Origin of the sequence: Aliivibrio fischeri (assembly GCA_038993745.2) — a bacterium.
Lineage (GTDB): Bacteria > Pseudomonadota > Gammaproteobacteria > Enterobacterales > Vibrionaceae > Aliivibrio > Aliivibrio fischeri_B.
The window spans coordinates 532,603-552,393 of record CP160629.1 but is presented as its reverse complement, the minus strand read 5'-3'; the positions used below and the strand labels follow the sequence as shown (position 1 = coordinate 552,393).

General features: G+C 38.0%; 20 protein-coding genes. 1 reads left to right on the top strand and 19 read right to left on the bottom strand.

Annotated features, from left to right (window positions below; genetic code table 11):
• Nucleotides 1-7 precede the first annotated feature (7 nt).
• The 11 genes from AAFX60_002725 to serB all read right to left on the bottom strand — a co-directional run bounded on the left by AAFX60_002725 (nucleotide 8) and on the right by serB (nucleotide 9,607).
• Nucleotides 8-748: a hypothetical protein gene (locus AAFX60_002725; GenBank protein XDF78131.1), complete on the bottom strand. Its 741-nt coding sequence runs from the start codon at nucleotides 746-748 to the stop codon at nucleotides 8-10.
• On the bottom strand, nucleotides 741-1,613 hold the full coding sequence (locus tag AAFX60_002720) for a type II secretion system F family protein (protein XDF78130.1): 873 nt from the start codon (nucleotides 1,611-1,613) through the stop codon (nucleotides 741-743). Before AAFX60_002720 ends, AAFX60_002725 begins: the two co-directional genes overlap by 8 nt.
• Nucleotides 1,613-2,530 carry a type II secretion system F family protein gene (locus AAFX60_002715; protein XDF78129.1) on the bottom strand — a complete coding sequence of 306 codons (918 nt, stop codon included), beginning with the start codon at nucleotides 2,528-2,530 and terminating at the stop codon, nucleotides 1,613-1,615. Before AAFX60_002715 ends, AAFX60_002720 begins: the two co-directional genes overlap by 1 nt.
• Nucleotides 2,530-3,819, bottom strand: coding sequence for a CpaF family protein (locus AAFX60_002710; protein XDF78128.1), 1,290 nt, complete (start codon nucleotides 3,817-3,819; stop codon nucleotides 2,530-2,532). The genes AAFX60_002715 and AAFX60_002710 overlap by 1 nt, the downstream gene beginning before the upstream one ends.
• A 6-nt stretch (nucleotides 3,820-3,825) precedes the next feature.
• Nucleotides 3,826-5,064: a chromosome partitioning protein ParA gene (locus tag AAFX60_002705; GenBank protein XDF78127.1), complete on the bottom strand. Its 1,239-nt coding sequence runs from the start codon at nucleotides 5,062-5,064 to the stop codon at nucleotides 3,826-3,828.
• Between the two features lie 49 nt (nucleotides 5,065-5,113).
• Complete coding sequence (locus AAFX60_002700) at nucleotides 5,114-5,584, bottom strand: hypothetical protein (GenBank protein XDF78126.1); 471 nt, start codon at nucleotides 5,582-5,584, stop codon at nucleotides 5,114-5,116.
• Nucleotides 5,581-6,891 (bottom strand): pilus assembly protein N-terminal domain-containing protein, encoded by a 1,311-nt coding sequence (locus tag AAFX60_002695; protein ID XDF78125.1) that lies wholly within the window; start codon nucleotides 6,889-6,891, stop codon nucleotides 5,581-5,583. The genes AAFX60_002700 and AAFX60_002695 overlap by 4 nt, the downstream gene beginning before the upstream one ends.
• Before the next feature lie 3 nt (nucleotides 6,892-6,894).
• Entirely contained in the window at nucleotides 6,895-7,707 is an 813-nt protein-coding gene (gene cpaB / locus AAFX60_002690; GenBank protein ID XDF78124.1) for a Flp pilus assembly protein CpaB, read from the bottom strand.
• 7 nt (nucleotides 7,708-7,714) lie between these two features.
• On the bottom strand, nucleotides 7,715-8,044 hold the full coding sequence (locus AAFX60_002685; protein XDF78123.1) for a type IV leader peptidase: 330 nt from the start codon (nucleotides 8,042-8,044) through the stop codon (nucleotides 7,715-7,717).
• 118 nt (nucleotides 8,045-8,162) lie between these two features.
• Nucleotides 8,163-8,378: a Flp family type IVb pilin gene (locus tag AAFX60_002680; GenBank protein XDF78122.1), complete on the bottom strand. Its 216-nt coding sequence runs from the start codon at nucleotides 8,376-8,378 to the stop codon at nucleotides 8,163-8,165.
• A gap of 260 nt (nucleotides 8,379-8,638) precedes the next feature.
• Entirely contained in the window at nucleotides 8,639-9,607 is a 969-nt protein-coding gene (gene serB / locus AAFX60_002675) for a phosphoserine phosphatase (GenBank protein XDF78121.1), read from the bottom strand.
• 134 nt (nucleotides 9,608-9,741) lie between these two features.
• On the opposite strand from serB, the gene AAFX60_002670 reads away from it, so the two are divergent.
• On the top strand, nucleotides 9,742-10,338 hold the full coding sequence (locus AAFX60_002670) for an AhpA/YtjB family protein (GenBank protein ID XDF78120.1): 597 nt from the start codon (nucleotides 9,742-9,744) through the stop codon (nucleotides 10,336-10,338).
• Nucleotides 10,339-10,401: 63 nt separating this feature from the next.
• Here AAFX60_002670 and deoD read toward each other — a convergent pair whose 3' ends face one another.
• From deoD to prfC, 8 genes are all read right to left on the bottom strand, one after another.
• Nucleotides 10,402-11,118, bottom strand: coding sequence for a purine-nucleoside phosphorylase (deoD, locus tag AAFX60_002665; protein XDF78119.1), 717 nt, complete (start codon nucleotides 11,116-11,118; stop codon nucleotides 10,402-10,404).
• A 71-nt stretch (nucleotides 11,119-11,189) separates the two neighbouring features.
• A complete protein-coding gene (locus AAFX60_002660) occupies nucleotides 11,190-12,410 on the bottom strand; it encodes a phosphopentomutase (protein XDF78118.1) in 1,221 nt (406 codons plus the stop codon).
• Nucleotides 12,411-12,420: 10 nt separating this feature from the next.
• Nucleotides 12,421-13,752 carry a thymidine phosphorylase gene (deoA, locus tag AAFX60_002655; GenBank protein XDF78117.1) on the bottom strand — a complete coding sequence of 444 codons (1,332 nt, stop codon included), beginning with the start codon at nucleotides 13,750-13,752 and terminating at the stop codon, nucleotides 12,421-12,423.
• Nucleotides 13,753-13,867: 115 nt separating this feature from the next.
• Entirely contained in the window at nucleotides 13,868-14,644 is a 777-nt protein-coding gene (gene deoC / locus AAFX60_002650; GenBank protein XDF78116.1) for a deoxyribose-phosphate aldolase, read from the bottom strand.
• Nucleotides 14,645-14,920: 276 nt separating this feature from the next.
• Nucleotides 14,921-15,091 (bottom strand): DUF1427 family protein, encoded by a 171-nt coding sequence (locus AAFX60_002645; GenBank protein XDF78115.1) that lies wholly within the window; start codon nucleotides 15,089-15,091, stop codon nucleotides 14,921-14,923.
• Between the two features lie 285 nt (nucleotides 15,092-15,376).
• Nucleotides 15,377-16,633 (bottom strand): NupC/NupG family nucleoside CNT transporter, encoded by a 1,257-nt coding sequence (locus AAFX60_002640; protein XDF78114.1) that lies wholly within the window; start codon nucleotides 16,631-16,633, stop codon nucleotides 15,377-15,379.
• Nucleotides 16,634-16,831: 198 nt separating this feature from the next.
• Entirely contained in the window at nucleotides 16,832-17,608 is a 777-nt protein-coding gene (locus tag AAFX60_002635) for a TatD family hydrolase (GenBank protein ID XDF78113.1), read from the bottom strand.
• 258 nt (nucleotides 17,609-17,866) lie between these two features.
• On the bottom strand, nucleotides 17,867-19,450 hold the full coding sequence (prfC, locus tag AAFX60_002630) for a peptide chain release factor 3 (GenBank protein XDF78112.1): 1,584 nt from the start codon (nucleotides 19,448-19,450) through the stop codon (nucleotides 17,867-17,869).
• Between the last annotated feature and the right edge of the window lie 341 nt (nucleotides 19,451-19,791).

The following is a 19,791-nucleotide window of genomic DNA, read 5'->3' as shown; positions in this document are numbered from 1 at the left end:
TATCACCCTAAACGCTTTTCTTTGTATCAATATCTAAAGAATTAAATCGTTGTAATGATTGATAAATACGTTCAATTTCTTTTTTTGTGTGTTTATCACCTAGCACAGCCTGAATAAATTCAAGATTCTGCTCTTTAGCCATGCTTAGTATTAAATTGGCCATCACTTGTTCATTAGCTTGTCCGCTACGATAAACTGGCAATAATCGTTGTGCAGCTCGTTTGTAATTACCTTCGGCAATATCCAAAACCGCTAAATTATTGGCTATCGTATTGCTATCATAAAAATGCAACTGTGCTTTTTGAAAGTATCTGCGTGACTTTTCATATTGATATTCATGACCATATAAAATCCCTAATAAGTTTTCCGTTTCAGGGTTATCAGGATTTTCTTCCAATGAAAGTAAGGCTGCTTTTATCGCTTGAGGATATTTTCCTAAGTCTCCTAAAGCAGAAGCTTGAAGGTAATAACTTTGAAAGCTTGCTCCATTTTCAATGTTTGGTTTTAAATAGAACAACGCACTTTCAGGATCTTCTAAATGCAATAATGCGGCAGCAAGGGCTTCTCGTATTTCTTCAGAATCCTCTTTTTTCAATTCCGCTTTATATAAATCAGATAAAGCGACGTAATTTTGTGTTTGCTCATAAATATCAATTTTTGACTGAGTTAATGAACTGTCACTGTATTGACGAGAACTGCATGCCGACAATAAAAGAACTGTAGAGACTAGAAGTAATTTTTTAAGCATTTAACATCAACCTCATTACACCTGGTGCTGCAATTAAAATAACAATAGGGATCATAATGAATACGATCAGTGGAACTGACATCTTTGCTGCTAACTTCCCTATTCGCTCTTCTAATTCCAGCATCTGTACTTCTCTAATATCTGATGCCAACGTGGTTAAAACGCTATAAATAGATGAACCGTAATGCATGCTCTGCGTTAATGTCATCACAAAACTACGCATTTCATTAGAGGGTATTTCTACGTACATCTCTTCTAATGACTTTTCTAACCCCACCATACGAGAGCGTTCATTCATTTTGGTTAATACTTGAGTTAAGTCCTTATTAAAGCCTTTCATCTCTTTCGCTAAATAACTAAGAGAGGCTTCAACCGTCATCCCCGTTTGAACACATACCGCCATTAAATCCAATAGATAAGGCATTTGGGTTGAAACTCGGTGAACTCTGGCTTTTATCTTTGCTTGTAAATACATATCGGGAGCAATAATCACAAAAACCATCCACAACGATGCGGCAATAACCCAAGCTGTACTTGATAGAAACGATTGGTAATAAGCGATACCAAAAATAATTTCACCAATCAGTAGTACACTGTATTTAATTGGCATAAACAGGTGTACATATTGAATATTCTCCCAACCAGCTTGACGTAATTTTTGTTTAATTTCTTCTTCGTCAGGATTAAGTTCGGAAGCTTTATTTTTTAACCATCCTCCAAGTTCGTTCTCTTTTATTTTTTGATTATTGCCACTTAATACATGTAACTGCTTTTCTCTTAAAAACTTTGTAATACTTAAATAGACAATAAGCATCAAGCCAAATGAAATAAGCGTAATAGATATAAATAAATACCAATCTGACATTACTTGGTTCCTTTTAATAAGCCCCAAATAATAAGCATCCCTATGGCTTCACTAATGAGTACATAATATAAAATAGGTCTACCTTCAGCATGAAACATGACGAATTCATAATTTTCAGGGCTGAGGAACTGCAAAATAAACAAAAAGAAAAAAGGTGTCGCACAGACTATTTTTGCCGATATTCTCGCTTCTGAAGTTAGAGCGTATTTCTTTCTCTCTACAGCTCTCGCATCAAACATCAAACGGTTCAACCGTGAAATAACATCTCTTAATTGACCACCTCGATTCATGTTTGCTCGTAATGTAATAACAAAAAAACGAAAAGCAGGATAAGGGAAACGAACACATGATTTCTTAAATACTTCATCTGGACTCTCACCAAGCTGCAAACGCTCTCCCATTATTTTAAATTCTTTGCCCACATCACCCTCAAGTTTCTTGCCCACAAAAGCAATTGCATGAGTGATACTTTCACCTGCCGATACCGCACTCGATAGCATATTAAGTGCATCCGGAAAGCGCTCATTAAATTGTTTTTTCTCTCTTTCTTGAAGCCAAACATATCCCCAAATCAGTCCTACTACGATAGCAATAAAGACCACAATATAAGGCGAGGCATGAATCATAGAACGGTTAATCAATAGGCCTATTAAGGCAAAAACACATACGGAAAAAACCAGTTTTAACGCAGCACCATTACCTAATTGTCTCGCTATGTTTTTCCAAATAAACTCAAGTTTTTGTCGAAACGTTCGCTCTGTTAAGGAGGCTAAATTGATCGCTTGCTCTGTGCTATTAAGATCATCAACAAACTGGGTCACATTTAGTTTTTCTAAATATTGACTCTTTTTTACCGGCTTATCACCAAGAGCAAAGCCCAATAAAATCAAGCCAATACCGATTGCAATCCAAGACATTACTGTACCTCTGCGTAAGGGGCTCTAAATGCTGATTGTATTTTGTCTTCCATACCAAAGAATCGTGCTTTTTCCATCAACACAGAGCGTTGCATTAAGCCGGAAGTAAAATAGTTACCTTTTACTTTTCCATCTTCGTTTTGTTCTTTATTTGGTTTAAAAGCGAATATTTCTTCAAGAACAACGTTATTTCCTTCCAAACCTACAACCTCAGAAATACTCATTACTTTACGAGTACCGTCATGTAGACGGCTGATTTGGATAACGATATCGACAGCACTAACAATGGTTCTTCTCACCGCTTCTAATGGCAAGTTATTCGTTGCCATCATCACCATGGCTTCAACTCGTGATAATGCATCTCTAGGTGAATTGGCATGCAATGTAGACATTGATCCATCATGGCCCGTATTCATCGCTTGAAGCATTTCAAACGCCTCTCCACCACGACATTCACCCACAATAATTCGATCAGGACGCATACGTAATGAGTTAATCACTAAATCACGTTGAGAGACGACACCTGTTCCTTCAATGCCTGATGTTCGGGTTTCTAAACGAACAACGTGAGGCTGCTGTAGTTTTAATTCTGCCGCATCTTCAATTGTGACAATACGTTCGCCTTCAGAAATGAACTGAGATAACGCATTTAGCATGGTTGTTTTACCCGAGCCAGTACCGCCTGAAATTAAAATATTCAAACGACAACGTGAAGCAACCATCAGGATTTGCGCCATTTCTTTGCTCATGGCACCAAATTCAACTAAATCAGAAAAACCAATACTCTGCTTTTTAAACTTACGAATAGAAATAGCAGTTCCATCAATGGCAATCGGAGGGATCACGATATTGACACGACTACCATCCTCTAAACGGGCATCACAGGTAGGGGTTGATTCATCTACTCTACGACCGACACGACTCGCAATACGTTTAGCAATATCAATCAGTTGTTGCTCATCAATAAAATTAACACTGACTTTCTCGACTAAACCATCTCGTTCAATAAATACATTTTCATGACCATTAATCATGATGTCTGTAATAGTTTCATCATCCATTAAGTTTTGTAATGGACCTAAACCAACAAGTTCATTGACTAGGCTTTCTACGTACTCATTTTTCATAATAAGAGAGACGGGTAATTGCTCTCTATCGATAAGTAGATCTACCGCATTCGATAGTTGTTGAGTCAGCTCTTGTTTGGTTAACTTATTTAACGCTTCAGGTTCTAATGCATTAAATATTTGAGTTCTTAATTGAATATACAGCGCTTTATTATTGTTCATTTTTTACTACCCTTTCTTTTTAAAGAAACTCAAAAATGAACGGCTTTCTTGCTTTGGTTCTTCACCTAAAATCAAAGCAACTAAATTCATAAGAGGCAGTGCCATACCTGATTTAGTTTTTACGATTTGTAACCCTTCAAGTACGTATTGCGGTGCTTTATCATCATATGGAATACTGATGGTTGCTCTTTGCCCGCTGTACTTTTCAATTTCTTCAGCCGAAACCGAACCGCTATTATTCGGACGTGATGAATTCAGTACCGAAATAACACGAGTTTGATTATCTAGATTATTCTTCTTAACTAACTGATTTAATCGGTTGTAATCACGTAATGACGAAACCGTTGCATCAAAAACAAGTACTAAAACATCAACCTGTTGCAAGAGCTTAATAATGTCATCTTCATTACGAATTAAATGAGCATGATCTTCAATCATCACACTTGAATTTTTAAGCGCCTGCTCTTGTACTGCCAGCGTATATTCTTTCAATTCTTGCGCGTTCAATTCATCAGAATCGATAGCTAACATCGACAACATTGGCGTAATTTTACGAATTAAACCAAGAGCATAAGTACCATCAATATTTGAAATTAATGTTCCTTTTTGAACGATTCTTTTTTGGTGCTGCTTTAACCCCATAAAAATATCAAGATTTCCGCCGTGATAATTATGATCAACAAGGAGAGTTGAAACGCCTTTATCAAATGAAAGCATTCGAGATACTTCACTACTAATAAGAGAAGTGCCAACACCGCCTTTCACACCAACCATAGCAACTCGCTTAGATTTTCGATTGGCCATCAAACCTCGATGTTGCTCGTGGTTATCAAGAACGTGCTTCATAAAATCTGAACACTCTTGCTTACTTACGGGCCAAAACAGGTAATAAAAACCCATCTCTTTAAGTAAACGAATCGTTGAAATTGCGTCTTCAGAGCCAACAATAACTACAGATACTTGGCTTGGTAATAAATGAGCTAATCGCTGTGCATCTTGAACTACATCTTGACTGGCATTTAGTTCAATAATCACCACTTCAGGTGGATTTAATAAATCAATCTGGCGAAACTCTTCATCACGATTTTTAACGCATTTAGGTTCATCTTTACCATCAAATCGAAAAGATTCATTAACCAATGAACGGCACTCTTCTGTCTGGTAAAACAGCATTGTTTTTAACTTATGGCTTAATTTACTTTCATTACTTTTGTTCGAACTTAAACGCTCTGCCAAATCAAACATAATAGCTCCAATAATATGATGTTCATTACACTAGCTCTTTGCGAGGTAGTTACATTGCATTTTCAGGATTAACCATCGAATGCCAGCGATTACTTTCGGTATAACAACCGATATTATTAGAGCCGTAATAATCGATTTGCTCATAACCACAAATTTGATATTCAATTTGTTGAGTAATAAATGAAACCGTAACTATAAAATAAGGTTTATCTTGTAGTTCAATTGTTTTTATTTGATTAAGGGTATAACCAAATTCACCTAAAAATTGTTGATACTTAATTTCTTGTTCTTTTATATCGTCTTTATATATGGATATTTCCCAATGGCCTTTTTTATTTTTAAGTCCATGATGTTTAATAAATACATTTAGTTTATTTTTTATAATGTCATCACTCTGACTATTAATTGAAAAAGAATACGTCATAGGAATAACATTAATATGAGTCCCCTGCTTTTCATTAATATGGTCAGCACAACCCGATAAAAATAAAAGCACAGCCATTACATATAGTTTTTTCATTTTCTAAATCCACCCGCATTCAGAACTTCACTTGCCCATTGGTCTTCAGCTCTTTCATAGTCACTTCCCATACCGAGAAAACGTCTTAACGTACTGGTTTTCTGCATGGTTGGAAGCTGGATTTGATTTGCTTTAACCGGTTGAACAAGGTTTACCGTTGCAACAATAATCAGCTCAGTTTTATTTCGCTCCGTACCTGTATGACGAAACAAAGCTCCTAAAATAGGGATATCACCAACAAAAGGAATACGAGTTAACGACTCTTTCTCTTCACTATTAAGCAAACCACCTAGCACAAAACTTTGTCCGTCTCCGAGTTCCACTGTTGTTCTTGCACTGCGCGTTTTTAATGATGGTAAGTTGTAATTATCATTAGCGTATTGCGTATCAAGAGAGCTTACACTTGGTGCTAATGCCAGTTTAATTTTATCGTCTCGTTCAACCTTAGCCGTTAGATCTAGCTTTACACCAAATTCTTTATATTGAACGTTGGTTGCTCCATCAATCACAGTAACAACAGGTAGCTCCCCACCAACAAGAAAGCTGGCATCCTCACCGGAAATCACAGATAAGTTCGGCTCCGCTAATACTTGTCCTACAGAGTCTGTCCCTACAGCAGTAATCACAGAAACAATGTCACTTGCACTAAAATGAACAAGTTGATCGACAAAGATCCCTGCTTGACCATTACTTCCTACCTTAATGCCAAAATCCTGCATAAAAGAGTGAGAGACTTCTGCGATAGTGAGCTTCACATTAACCTGTTTGGTTCTCGCCACTTCAATTTGATTAACCACACCTTCAAAATTCAACTTATTCATGTAAGTTAATTCAGTGCGGTCATCTTGTGCGTTGTTATCAGCGTTATCATCAAATAATAGAGTCGCTACCATTTCATAAATTTGATCACGATCTTCTTCATTTAATACGGTACCGCTAACTACTGCATTAGTACCAATGGCAAAGATATCGATATCAGAAGTAGGAAATCGCAACTTAACTTGTTGTTCAATGCCTGAGTAATTTTTACTCACAATTATTTTTTTATTTAGTAGCTCATGTCCTTGAACATCAAAAGCAATAAAAACGGAGTCACCCACTTCTCGGCCAAATAAAACTACTTTGTATTTATCTATAATTTTGTAGTCTGCTACTTTTGGATTTGAGATAAATACAGACCCTATTTCCGTCGTGGTTGTTATGCTTTTGGCATCACCCGCGGATAGGTTTTCAATCTCTTTTGCTCTCACGTTCAAAGAAACAATACTGAGTAAAACCGTTAATATAATAAGAATTCGATATCGCATTTTTTAGCCTCTAAACTCTTGAATAGAATTGACTGGTTTTACTTTTTTAAATCCAGGGATAGTAATAACATCACTTGAATCTGCATGAAGTTCGTGAGAAAACTCAGCACCAATGGACTTATGAACTTCTAGCTCAGCGATGCGTTGCGCAATAACTAACTTTGCTAACTCTCGATTTGAAACTTCTAGCACCAAGGTGGTCACTGTTTTGGTTGATTTACTGTTTAAGCGAACGGGCTTTTCTTGTTGAATGATGTCGAGAACCATTATCTGTGTAAGTAACGGAGCCATTTTTAAACTTTGTACATTTGAGATAGAAGCATCATTTGACAAGTTTTGCTCTGATGATGAAATAGAAGCAATATCAACAACATCACCAACAGAAATGGCACCACCAAGAATAGCGTCATTACTCACCTCTAGATTAAAAGGTACTTTACCTTCACTTATTACTAGATTGAGATACCCTTCTTGCCCTGGGCTTAACACCATATCGGAAGTAATAATATCCCCTTGTAAAATGTCTTTTTTAATCAATAGTTTTTTATTGAAATTAAATTTAACATCATGAGCGATACCGAAACGATCCGCTTGTGTTTGACTGATTCGCTGCACTTCAAGATCCGTTCGTTGTACTGGCGAACCAAACATTAAGTCTTTTTTGGCTATCCAAACCATAACGGTTGCTTCTGGTCGTTTATCGAATTCTTGTACTTTCTCTGTAATAGGTGATTGTGTCGTTGATGTCTGTGACATGCCGTATAAGCCTATCGAAATAGCAATTACAGCTAAAACCAATATTATTTTGGATTTCATTTTTCACCTATATTGATGCAAGAATACCGAATAAACTTCCTATAGAAATAGCGACGCCATAAGGAACCCCTCTCTCTATCCAACGTTCGTTCCCTGTTAGCTTATATATACTGTATTGACAATAAGCTTGAAGGCCACCTAGACATAAAATAATGCAGGTCACCAGTAATAAATATTGCTGTTCAATCATTAAGGACATTACTGCATAATATTTAATATCACCGGCAGCAATAATGTTAAATTTAAATAAGATAAATCCAACGAAGAGAATTATTAAAGGTGATAATAAATAACTAATATCACCTTTAACAAAGATAGAAAAAAATCCAACAAACATAATTATTAAAACAACGTTATTAGATATTTTTCTATTTTTATATCATGAAAAACAGCATAAATATTAGCTATAGTTACTACGCTAATAATTAATAGCTTTATTTCCATATAAATTAATATTACTCAGCAGGTGGTGTGTTGGCAGCTGTAATATTAGTTGAAATAGTGTCCATTGCACCTTGTAATGCCTCTTGTAATGTACCGTTAAATACAGCAAGTACAATAGCAGACATACAAACACCAATGATTGCATATTCAATTGCTGTTACACCGCGCTCATCGTTTTTAAAAGATTGAAGAGCAAGTTGAGACTTTACGAATAATTTAGTTAGCATAATAACTCCGCTATTGATTAATATGTGTTCGAAGTGAACAAAGCGAATATTATTCATACAATCAATTAGCGTCAATTTAATGACGACAATAAAACGACTTCCTGTATGAATTCCGGCATTTCATTCAGATTCCGTTAAGGTTGAGAGCTAAATCACACTATTTATGCAACATGCAACCATTATTGCTGAATTTCACGCAAAAAAAATGAGCTTTATAATAAAGCTCATTATTTATATTAAACTTATGTAAGATTAAGCTTCTACCAACTCAGTTTATTACCAAACAATAACGAAGCAGATAAAATACAAGCAACACCACCTAAATCTGCATGTTTAATTGCGGTTTGTGCTTGCTCTTGTACTTTAGGTTTTGCGTGATAGGCAATACCAAGGCCTGCCGCTTCCATCATAACCAGATCATTAGCACCATCACCAACGGCAACCGTATTGCTGATCTCTATGTCATATTTATCAGCAAGCTCAACTAAAATATGTGCCTTCGTCTCTGCACTGACAATTTCACCAAGAACCTTACCGGTAAGTTTGCCATCAACAATCTCTAGCTGATTCGATTGTGCATGTACAAGATTGAGTTCTTGTTTTAAATAATCAGAAAAATAAGTGAAGCCACCCGAGGCAATAGCCGGTTTCCAACCGTATTTATGCATGGTAGCAACTAGCTCTCTGATTTCAGGCATAAAAGGTAAGTTTGCTTTTACTTCAGCAAGAATAGCTTCATCAGATCCTGCCAGAGTTCCTACACGCTGAATTAAACTCTCTTTAAAATCCAGTTCACCTTGCATTGCTCTTTCTGTTACTTCTGCAACTTGCTCACCAACACCCGCTAATTTCGCTATTTCATCAATACATTCGATTTCGATCGCCGTTGAATCCATATCAAATAAAATGATCCCTGGTTTTGATAGATCAGGAATATCTTTCATCTCTGCGTAATCTAAACCGAGCGCATCAACAATAATTTTATGCTCTTCTGTAAGCGCACCAGCTATAGCAGCAACTTCGTAATAACCAACTTTCCAAGTTTTAATTAGTTGCGTTTTATAACCGACAAAAAAATCGATATCATCAAAATGACGAGGTGATAATTGAGGACCGTAAATAATCCAACCTGTTTTTTTAACGTCGAATTGCGTCGTTGTTAAAGTTGAGCTAAAACGATTTAATAGTGGTATGTGTTTCTTAATTGAAAATGGGATTATCCTATCCATGATTTGCATCCTTTCTTGTCCTGTCTAAAAAATACCGATTGAAGAGGAGTTGAGCAAGAGGCAAATGACATAAACTGCTTTTTTTCGATAAATTCAGTATAATTACTGCATTCATATCTTATTAGGTGGTTGTGATGCTTTCTCAAAACTTTGTCATTAAAGGATTGATGCTGCTTTCTCTAATGGCATTCAGTTACTTTATTTTGATCAACAGTACGATCATCAGTGACAGTAACCAAGTTATTCAAAACAAACAATTACAAGATCTTAGCCGAACAATGACTCGACAAGCGGCTTTATTTGCCGTTGATAGCATTAAAGAAGATAACCATGAAGCATTATTCCAGTTAACGAATAACCTTGCTAAAGAGCGTTTAGTTTTTGATGCCACAATATATGACGCTGAAGGTAGAATCTTAGGAAAAAGTGATAACGCACTAACGGCTTCTCAAATTACTGGATTAAATACGCCATTGTCTATTGATGGTATTGGTCGTCAGCAGTTGATTGAACCTATCATTAAAGATGACCATCTACTTGGCTTTTTACGTGTGACATTTGAAAAATCAACATTGACCGGCTTTGCAAATCACCACTATCGTAAAAGTGACCGTTTAATGTTTGGTATGCTCGCAATCAGTTTGGTTTCAGGGATGCTGATTATGGGATTACTAAGAAAAAGAAAAGATGCTTCCAAACCAATCACCACATTGTTTGGTGGTAAAGCATAAAAAGAAAGGCGATGAAATTAACCTCATCGCCTTTTTTATTTCTAACGGTTTTCGTTATGCGTGTTATTTATCGCCAAGTAATACTGAATCTAATGCAATCAGCATCATTTCATCAAATGTCGTTGCACGCTCATCAGATGTGGTTTGCTCACCTGTTTTAATGTGATCAGATACAGTACAGATTGCTAATGCTTTTGCACCGTATTCGGCAGCAACACCGTACATACCCGCGGCTTCCATCTCAACACCAACAATGCCGTATTTATCCATTAAATCAAACATGCTTGGATCTGGCGTATAGAAAAGTTCAGCAGAGAAAAGATTACCCACTTTTACATCGATACCGCGAGCTTGTGCTGCTAACTCTGCATTACGAACCATTTCATAATCGGCAATAGCCGCAAAATCATGATCTTTAAAACGAATGCGATTCACTTTTGAATCTGTACATGCGCCCATACCAATAACTACGTCACGAACTTTAATGCCTTCGTTTACCGCACCACAACTACCTACACGGATAACTTTTTTAACGCCAAAGTCTTTAATCAGTTCTGTCATGTAAATTGAGCAAGATGGAATACCCATACCGTGACCCATAACAGAAATCTTACGACCTTTATACGTACCAGTGAAACCGTACATATTACGAACATCACATACTTGAACTACATCATCAAGAAATGTCTCAGCGATGTATTTAGCTCGAATCGGGTCACCCGGCATAAGAACTACGTCTGCAAAATCACCCATTTCAGCATTAATATGTGGAGTTGCCATAATTTATATCCTTTGTGTTTACTTAAAATAGAAAAAAAGCAGTAGAGAAAGGCTCTACTGCTTATTTATTTTTATAGGAAAGATTTTCCATATTCCATATCAGAGGTTTCAAAATACTCTGCTAAGGTTTGACCGATATCGGCAAATGTATCACGACGACCTAATGAGCCTGCTGGTACCTTATGACCGTAAACAAGAACAGGAATGTGCTCACGTGTATGATCTGTACCTGGCCATGTAGGATCACAACCATGATCGGCAGTCAGGATCAAAATATCATCTTCTTGTAGCATATCCATGATTTCAGGAAGACGCCCATCAAAGTATTCTAATGCTGCAGCATAACCTGCTACATCACGACGGTGACCGTATGCTGAATCAAAATCTACGAAGTTAGTGAATACGATAGTGTTGTCACCCGCTTGTTCAATTGCTTCTTTAGTTGCATCAAATAATGCAGGGATACCCGTTGCTTTGGTTTTCTTCGTAATACCGCAACCCGCATAGATATCAGAGATTTTACCAATCGAATGAACTTGACCACCCTTTTCATCCACTAATTTTTGTAAAATCGTTGCCGCTGGCGGCTCAACAGAAAGATCGCGACGGTTACCTGTACGTTCAAATTGACCTTTACCCGGACCAATAAACGGACGGGCGATCACTCGACCAATATTGTAATCTTCAAGCTCTTCACGTGCGATTTGGCAAAGCGTTAATAGGTTATCTAAACCAAACGTTTCTTCGTGACATGCAATTTGGAATACAGAGTCAGCAGAAGTATAGAAAATAGGCATGCCCGTTTTCATGTGCTCTTCACCTAAATCATCTAACACTTGTGTGCCCGATGCATGGCAATTTCCTAAATAACCCGGAAGATTAGCACGCTTTAAAATGCGATCTGTTAACTCTTTAGGGAAGCTGTTTTCTTTATCTGTGAAATAACCCCAGTCAAATAAAACAGGTACACCTGCAATTTCCCAGTGGCCAGATGGTGTATCTTTACCTGAAGATAACTCAGCAGCATGACCATAAGCACCGATAATTTCAGCGTTAGCATCTAAACCAGCAGAGAATTTGCCAGTAGACTCTTTACCCGCCATTGCTAAGCCAAGTTTAGATAAATTAGGCAGCGTTAGTGGCCCTTTACGGTTTCCATTATCAGCTAATCCTTTATCACACTGCTCTGCAATGTGGCCCATCGTATCTGAACCTACATCACCAAATTTATCAGCATCGCCTGCTGCACCAATTCCAAATGAATCGAGAACTAAAATTATTGCACGTTTCATGTTTTATTCCTTACACATCTTCAGGGCGAATTTTACGGTAAACTTCAGGAGTCGCTTCTGGTTGTTTCTCACTAATCACAATCGCTGCTTTTACTGCATTGGCAGCTTGTTGCCATTGCTCTTCATTACGAGCATGAATCATTGCAAGTGGTTGTTGATTATCCGCAGTTTGACCTAAACGAATCATATCGCTTAACCCTACAGCATAATCGATCGTATCGCTAGCAACACGGCGACCACCACCCATTCCTACAACAGCCATGCCTAAATCACGTGTATCCATTGCATGAACAAAACCCGTTGTATCAGCAAAAACAGGTTTAATGATTTGCGCGCTTTCTAAATGATTATCGTAGTTTTCGATAATATCGCTAGGGCCACCAAGACCAAAGACCATTTTACCAAAACACTCTGCCGCTTTACCGTTATCTAATACTGTTTGTAATTTAGCACGAGCATCTTGCTCATCTTTTGCTAAGTTAGCAATCACTAGCATTTCGGCACAAAGTGCCATTGTTACTTCATATAAACGAGGGTTGCGGTATTCACCAGTTAAGAAACGAATTGCTTCACGAACTTCTAATGCGTTACCTGCAGTTGAAGCGAGTACTTGGTTCATATCAGTAAGCAATGCTGTCGTCTTAGTACCAGCACCATTTGCTACAGCTACGATTGATTTAGCTAACTCTTCTGATGCTTCGTAAGTTGGCATAAATGCGCCAGAACCTACTTTTACGTCCATAACAAGAGAATCTAAACCAGCCGCTAATTTCTTAGATAAAATAGACGCCGTGATTAATGAAATATTATCCACTGTAGCCGTTACATCACGAGTCGCATAAACACGCTTATCCGCAGGTGCTAGGTCTCCAGTCTGACCAATAATAGCAACACCTGCTTCCTTAGTTACTTTTCCAAATACATCGTTACTCGGAGTAATGTTGTAACCCGCAATAGATTCTAATTTATCAAGCGTACCACCAGTGTGACCTAAACCACGACCAGAGATCATTGGTACATAACCGCCACATGCTGCAACCATAGGGCCAAGCATTAATGACGTTACATCACCAACACCACCTGTTGAGTGTTTATCAACAATTGGGCCATCAAAGTTCATGTGGCTCCAATCGATAACCATACCAGAATCACGCATAGCACAAGTCAATGCGATACGTTCAGGCATCGTCATTTCATTAAAATATACCGCCATTGCAAACGCTGCAATTTGGCCTTCTGAAACGGTTTCTTTTGCTACGCCTTGAATAAAGAAGTTAATTTCTTCTGCTGTTAGCTCTTTATTGTCACGTTTTTTGCGAATAATCTCTTGTGGTAGATACATTAGTGCCTCCCCAATCTTGGTTGGGTAATTAAAATAGGTAGGGTTGAGGTAGGTGAGACGAGTATGTCTCACCTAAGTCGATTTATTTCTTAGCTATAAATCAAGTAACGAGAAACTAGTAAGCTGATGGATCAGCCGTTTCTTCTGTTACTTCTAATGTATTTAATAGGTTAGTCAGTAAGCTTGATGCACCAAAACGGTAGTGCATGTTATCAGCCCAATCACCACCAAGAATATCATCAGCCATCGCTAGGTATGCTTGTGCATCTTCAGCAGTACGAACGCCGCCAGCAGGTTTAAAACCAACTGTTTTAGCTACATCCATATCACGGATAACTTCAAGCATCATACGAGCATATTCAGGTGTAGCATTTACTGGCACTTTACCTGTTGAGGTTTTAATAAAGTTAGCACCAGCTTCAATACAGATTTGAGATGCTTTTTTGATTAATGCTTCTTCTTTTAATTCACCAGTTTCGATGATTACTTTAAGAAGAACATCACCACATGCTTCTTTACATTGCTTAACCAGTTCAAAACCTGTTGTTTCATCACCAGCAATAAGAGCACGGTATGGGAAAACCACATCAACTTCATCTGCACCATAAGCAACCGCTGCTTTTGTTTCAGCAACAGCAATCTCAATATCATCATTACCGTGAGGGAAGTTAGTTACTGTTGCAATGCGTACTTCTGGTGTGCCTTGTTTGCGCAGCGTTTTCTTAGCGATAGGGATAAAACGAGGGTAGATACATACAGCTGCTGTATTACCTACTGCTGTTTTTGCATTTTTACAAAGTGCAATTACCGCTTCGTCTGTATCGTTATCGTTTAGTGTTGTTAAATCCATCAACTTTAATGCACGTAGTGCAGCTGCTTTTAAATCGCTCATTGTTATCTCCGATAGATAGAATTCTTTGATAGTTTTGCTGTTCAGGTTAAGTACGTTCAACAGCAAATGAGCGGACTTGATTCCTTGAAGAATTGGGCAATATATTAAGCCCAATCAATATCCATTTTGCCGCCAGTATTTATTCCATTTTCTAATAAATAAAATACTGATTTTGTTAACGTCTCATCATGAGACACCGTTGAAACATTGCTTCATCTTATCAATACTTCTTTTGAGGCACTAGAGAAACAACGTTTCCAGAGAAAGACACTGAGATTATGAAAAGAAACGTTCAACAATCCATTGATAACCGACTGCACCAGCGTAAACGCCGACAATCCCCATCACACCAGAAAGAACTGGAGGCGCAGGAATAGGCAGTTTAATTGCAGAGAAAACAACTCCAACAATCAAACCTGCGAACATAGATAGTAAAACTTCATTCATAATTGACTCTCATTTTAGGTTATGTGTGCTTTAACTACAGTGTAGACCATAGCTCGTTTTTTTAACCTAGCAGTTCTTCTCTCTTTTATTATGGATTCATTATATCAATATAATTTTGCTTGATTGTTTTTGTGTGGTAACGCAATCGGTTTGCATCTCAAACTTTTTGCATAAAAAATGTGATTTTAGCGCATTTATTCATCACACTTTTTCATGAGTAACAGACATAAAAAAACCCGCACATAATGCGGGTTTTATAATCATTATCTGTCCTGCTCTATACGATTATAGAGATAGGAATAGACCTGCAATTGTTGCAGACATTAGGTTTGATAATGTACCAGCAGCAACCGCTTTCATACCCATGCGAGCGATGTCATGACGACGTGCTGGTGCAAGGCTACCTAGACCACCAAGTAGAATCGCTACAGAAGAAAGGTTTGCGAAACCACATAGTGCGAATGAGATGATTGCTTCTGTTTTCTCAGAAAGAACCACTTCTGCGCCATCAGCTAGGTAAGGTGCAAAGTTTAGGTATGCAACGAATTCGTTAACTACCAGTTTTTGACCAAGGAATGAACCAGCAATTGTTGCTTCTTCCCATGGAACACCTATTAAGAATGCTAAAGGAGCAAAGATGTAACCCAGAATCAGTTCTAAAGTGATATGAGGCATATCGAACCAACCACCGATACCACCTAAGATACCATTGATTAGAGCGATTAAACCGATGAATGCAAGAAGCATCGCACCTACGTTTAACGCAAGTTGCATACCTGTTGCAGCACCAGCAGCAGCAGCATCAATAACGTTAGCTGGTTTATCATCACCTTCGTTATTTAGAGCATCTAGTTGCTCAATTGGTTGCTCTGTTTCTGGTTTAATAATTTTAGCGAATAGAAGACCACCTGGTGCAGCCATGAATGATGCTGCGATTAGGTACTCTAGAGGTACGCCCATAGATGCATAACCAGCTAGTACACCACCAGCAACAGATGCTAGACCACCACACATTACTGCAAATAGCTCAGATTGAGTCATTTTTGGAACAAACGGACGCACAACTAGCGGCGCTTCTGTTTGACCAACAAAGATGTTAGCTGTAGCAGATAGTGATTCCGCACGAGATGTGCCAAGTGCTTTCTGCAGCGCACCGCCTAGGAAGTTAATCACAACTTGCATGATACCTAGGTAGTAAAGAACAGCAGTTAAAGAAGCAAAGAATACGATTACAGGAAGTACACGTAGTGCGAATACGAAACCGCCGCCACCAAATACTTCGAACATTTTACCAGAAACTAAACCACCGAATAAGAATTCGATACCTTTGTTACCGTAGTTAATTACATTAGCTACAGCTTCTGATGCACCATAAAGTACATCACGACCCACAGGTACATAAAGTACAAATGCGCCTAAAAGAAATTGGATAGCAAAAGCGCCACCGACTGTGCGTAGATTGATTGCTTTACGGTTATCAGAAAGAAGTACAGCTATACCCAGCAGTACCACGATCCCAACCAAACTCATTAGCAGGCTCATAGTTAAAGTTTTCCCTAAATTTATTGTTGGCGTGTTTCAAATTAGCGGGGGCGATTATACTCACTGAACCACAAAGAAAGTAATGCTGTTGTCACATAATCGTGGCTGATACATGCTTTATTCATCCATAATTGTGATCATTATCACTAAGGTGTTTCTAAATAATCATCAATTACAACTAAAGAAATGACTGATAACTCAAATCCCAAACAAAGAGGTGGTATTTTTATAAACAGTTTCCGAAATCGTTTGCATTGATTCTTTTCTAATCAAAGAGAGATATTCGAATACATTTCGTACTTTATCAGGGCTATTTTTTTCACCTTGAAAGCCAAATAATGGCATGTCTGGTGCGTCAGTTTCTAATATAATTTTATCTAAAGGCAGCTGTGAAATAACCATTTTAGTCTTCTTTGCTCTTTCGTAACTGATCACGCCACCAACACCAATATAAAACCCTAATTCAATGAACTGATTGGCCTGCTGCAAGCTACCACTAAAACCGTGAATTACCCCTCCTTTTTCAGGCCTAACTTCCCTCAATAGCTTTAATACTATATCGTGACTTTTACGACTGTGAACAATTAGAGGAAGTTGATGCTGTTTAGCTAACAAACAATGCTGACGAAAAACAGAGATCTGTGTTTCCATATCACTTTCTGGATGCCAGAAATCCAATCCACATTCACCAATCGCTACACATTTTTTATTTTTTCCATCAAGTAACTCACCTAAATTCTCTAACTCTCTTTCATAGCTTGGAGTAATAAATAGTGGATGAATGCCTAATGCGTAGTAAATCTCATCAAATTGGTGTGCCAATCTACTCACTTGATCCCAGTTTGATTGATTCACACTGGGTACAACAAGCGTTGTAACGCCTTTATCTTTTGCCATTTGTAAGTAGGACACTTCATTATTTTTAAAAGGGTCAAAATCAAAATGACAATGTGAATCAATGAACGTAAAGACCATTACTCTTCTTCTTTTCTATAAGGAACACAACTGCGCTTGTTTTCTGGTGTTAAGCCTAATGACTCACACCATGCATCATACTTTCGTATCCATAATTTAATTAACGTTAACATTTATGCTCCCTTTCTTACTTAACGTATCAATGACTAATACGAACCTGAATGAGTTGATGGGTGTAAGTGCATTGCTATTACTATAGATACAAAAACGGAGTCCGTTAAGACTCCGTTTTTATTTATTTGATAAGCAACTGATTAATTAGTGCTCACGCGTCGCTCTAAATTGAACATCAGGGAAACGTTCAGAAGCAAGGTTTAGATTAACCATTGTCGGTGCGATGTAAGTTAGGTTGTCACCACCATCAAGCGCCAAGTTAGCTTGGTTCTTACGTTGGAACTCATCCATCTTCTTACCATCTGCACAATCAACCCAACGAGCCGTTGCAACACTTACACCTTCATAGATGGCTTCAACGTTGTATTCTGCTTTAAGACGAGCAACAACTACGTCGAACTGAAGAACACCAACCGCACCAACAATAAGATCGTTGTTTTGCAGTGGACGGAATACTTGTACCGCACCTTCTTCAGATAATTGAACTAGACCTTTAAGCAATTGTTTTTGCTTTAGAGGATCTTTTAAACGGATACGACGGAACAATTCTGGTGCAAAGTTAGGAATACCTGAGAACTTCAAGCTTTCACCTTGAGTAAACGTATCACCAATTTGAATAGTACCATGGTTATGTAGGCCGATAATGTCACCAGCATAAGCCGTTTCAGCACGTGAACGGTCACCCGCCATAAAGGTTACCGCATCAGAAATACTGACATTTTTGCCTGTACGAACATGGCTCATCTTCATGCCTTGAGTGTATGTACCAGATACAATACGCATAAAGGCAATACGGTCGCGGTGTTTAGGATCCATGTTTGCTTGGATCTTAAAGACAAAGCCTGAGAACTTATCTTCTGTTGCAACAACATCACGCTCATTTGCTTGACGAGTTTGTGGCGCAGGAGCCCAATCCGTTAAGCCTTCTAGCATATGGTCAACACCAAAGTTACCAAGAGCAGTACCAAAGTACACTGGCGTTAGCTCACCAGCTAGGAAAAGCTCATGATCAAACTCAGGACATGCGCCCATAACAAGTTCTAACTCTTCACGAACACTTTCAGCCAAATCAGCACCAACTGTTGCATCCAGTTCAGGGTTATCAAGACCTTTGATCGTACGAACTTCTTGGATTTCATGACCATGACCAGATTCATATAAAATCGTTTCGTCACGGTGAATATGGTAAACACCTTTAAATTCTTTACCACAACCAATAGGCCATGAAATAGGTGCACAAGCCATACCTAACTCGCTTTCTACTTCATCAAGCACTTCCATTGGGTCACGAACTTCACGGTCTAATTTGTTCATGAAGGTTACGATTGGCGTATCACGTAGACGCGTAACTTCCATTAATTTACGAGTACGGTCTTCGACACCTTTTGCTGCATCAATTACCATTAGGCATGAGTCAACAGCAGTTAATGTACGATAAGTATCTTCCGAGAAATCTTCGTGTCCAGGAGTATCAAGTAAGTTAACTAAGCAATCGTTGAATGGGAATTGCATTACTGACGTAGTAACAGAGATACCACGTTCTTTTTCCATTTCCATCCAGTCTGATTTTGCGTGCTGGTTTGAACCACGACCTTTTACGGTACCCGCTTTTTGAATCGCGTTTCCGAATAATAATACTTTTTCAGTAATGGTTGTTTTACCCGCATCCGGGTGAGAAATGATGGCAAAAGTCCTACGCTTTTGAATTTCTTGAAGAAAATTACTCATTCTGTGCTCTTAATTGGTTTTATGTACACAAATATGTACTCAATCTGAATCATACTTATGAATCGGGCTTCACGAAAAGAAGCAAATATATTGAGATTTTAAAGTAATTACGCAGTTCTAGCCAGTGATACAGGAATAAACCTGTCATACTTTAGTTACCTATAGTGTTAAATAAAAAGCAGAATCACTACATAATCTATTCGTACATACCTCAAGCAGCCTGAGTAAGAGGTGTTTTCTAATATAAATTCAATCATCTACCACCATCAAAACTTCTTAATCGTGTAATATAGGTATTTGATTTGCTGATAAACCAAATTATACGCCCTAGGATTCAGAAA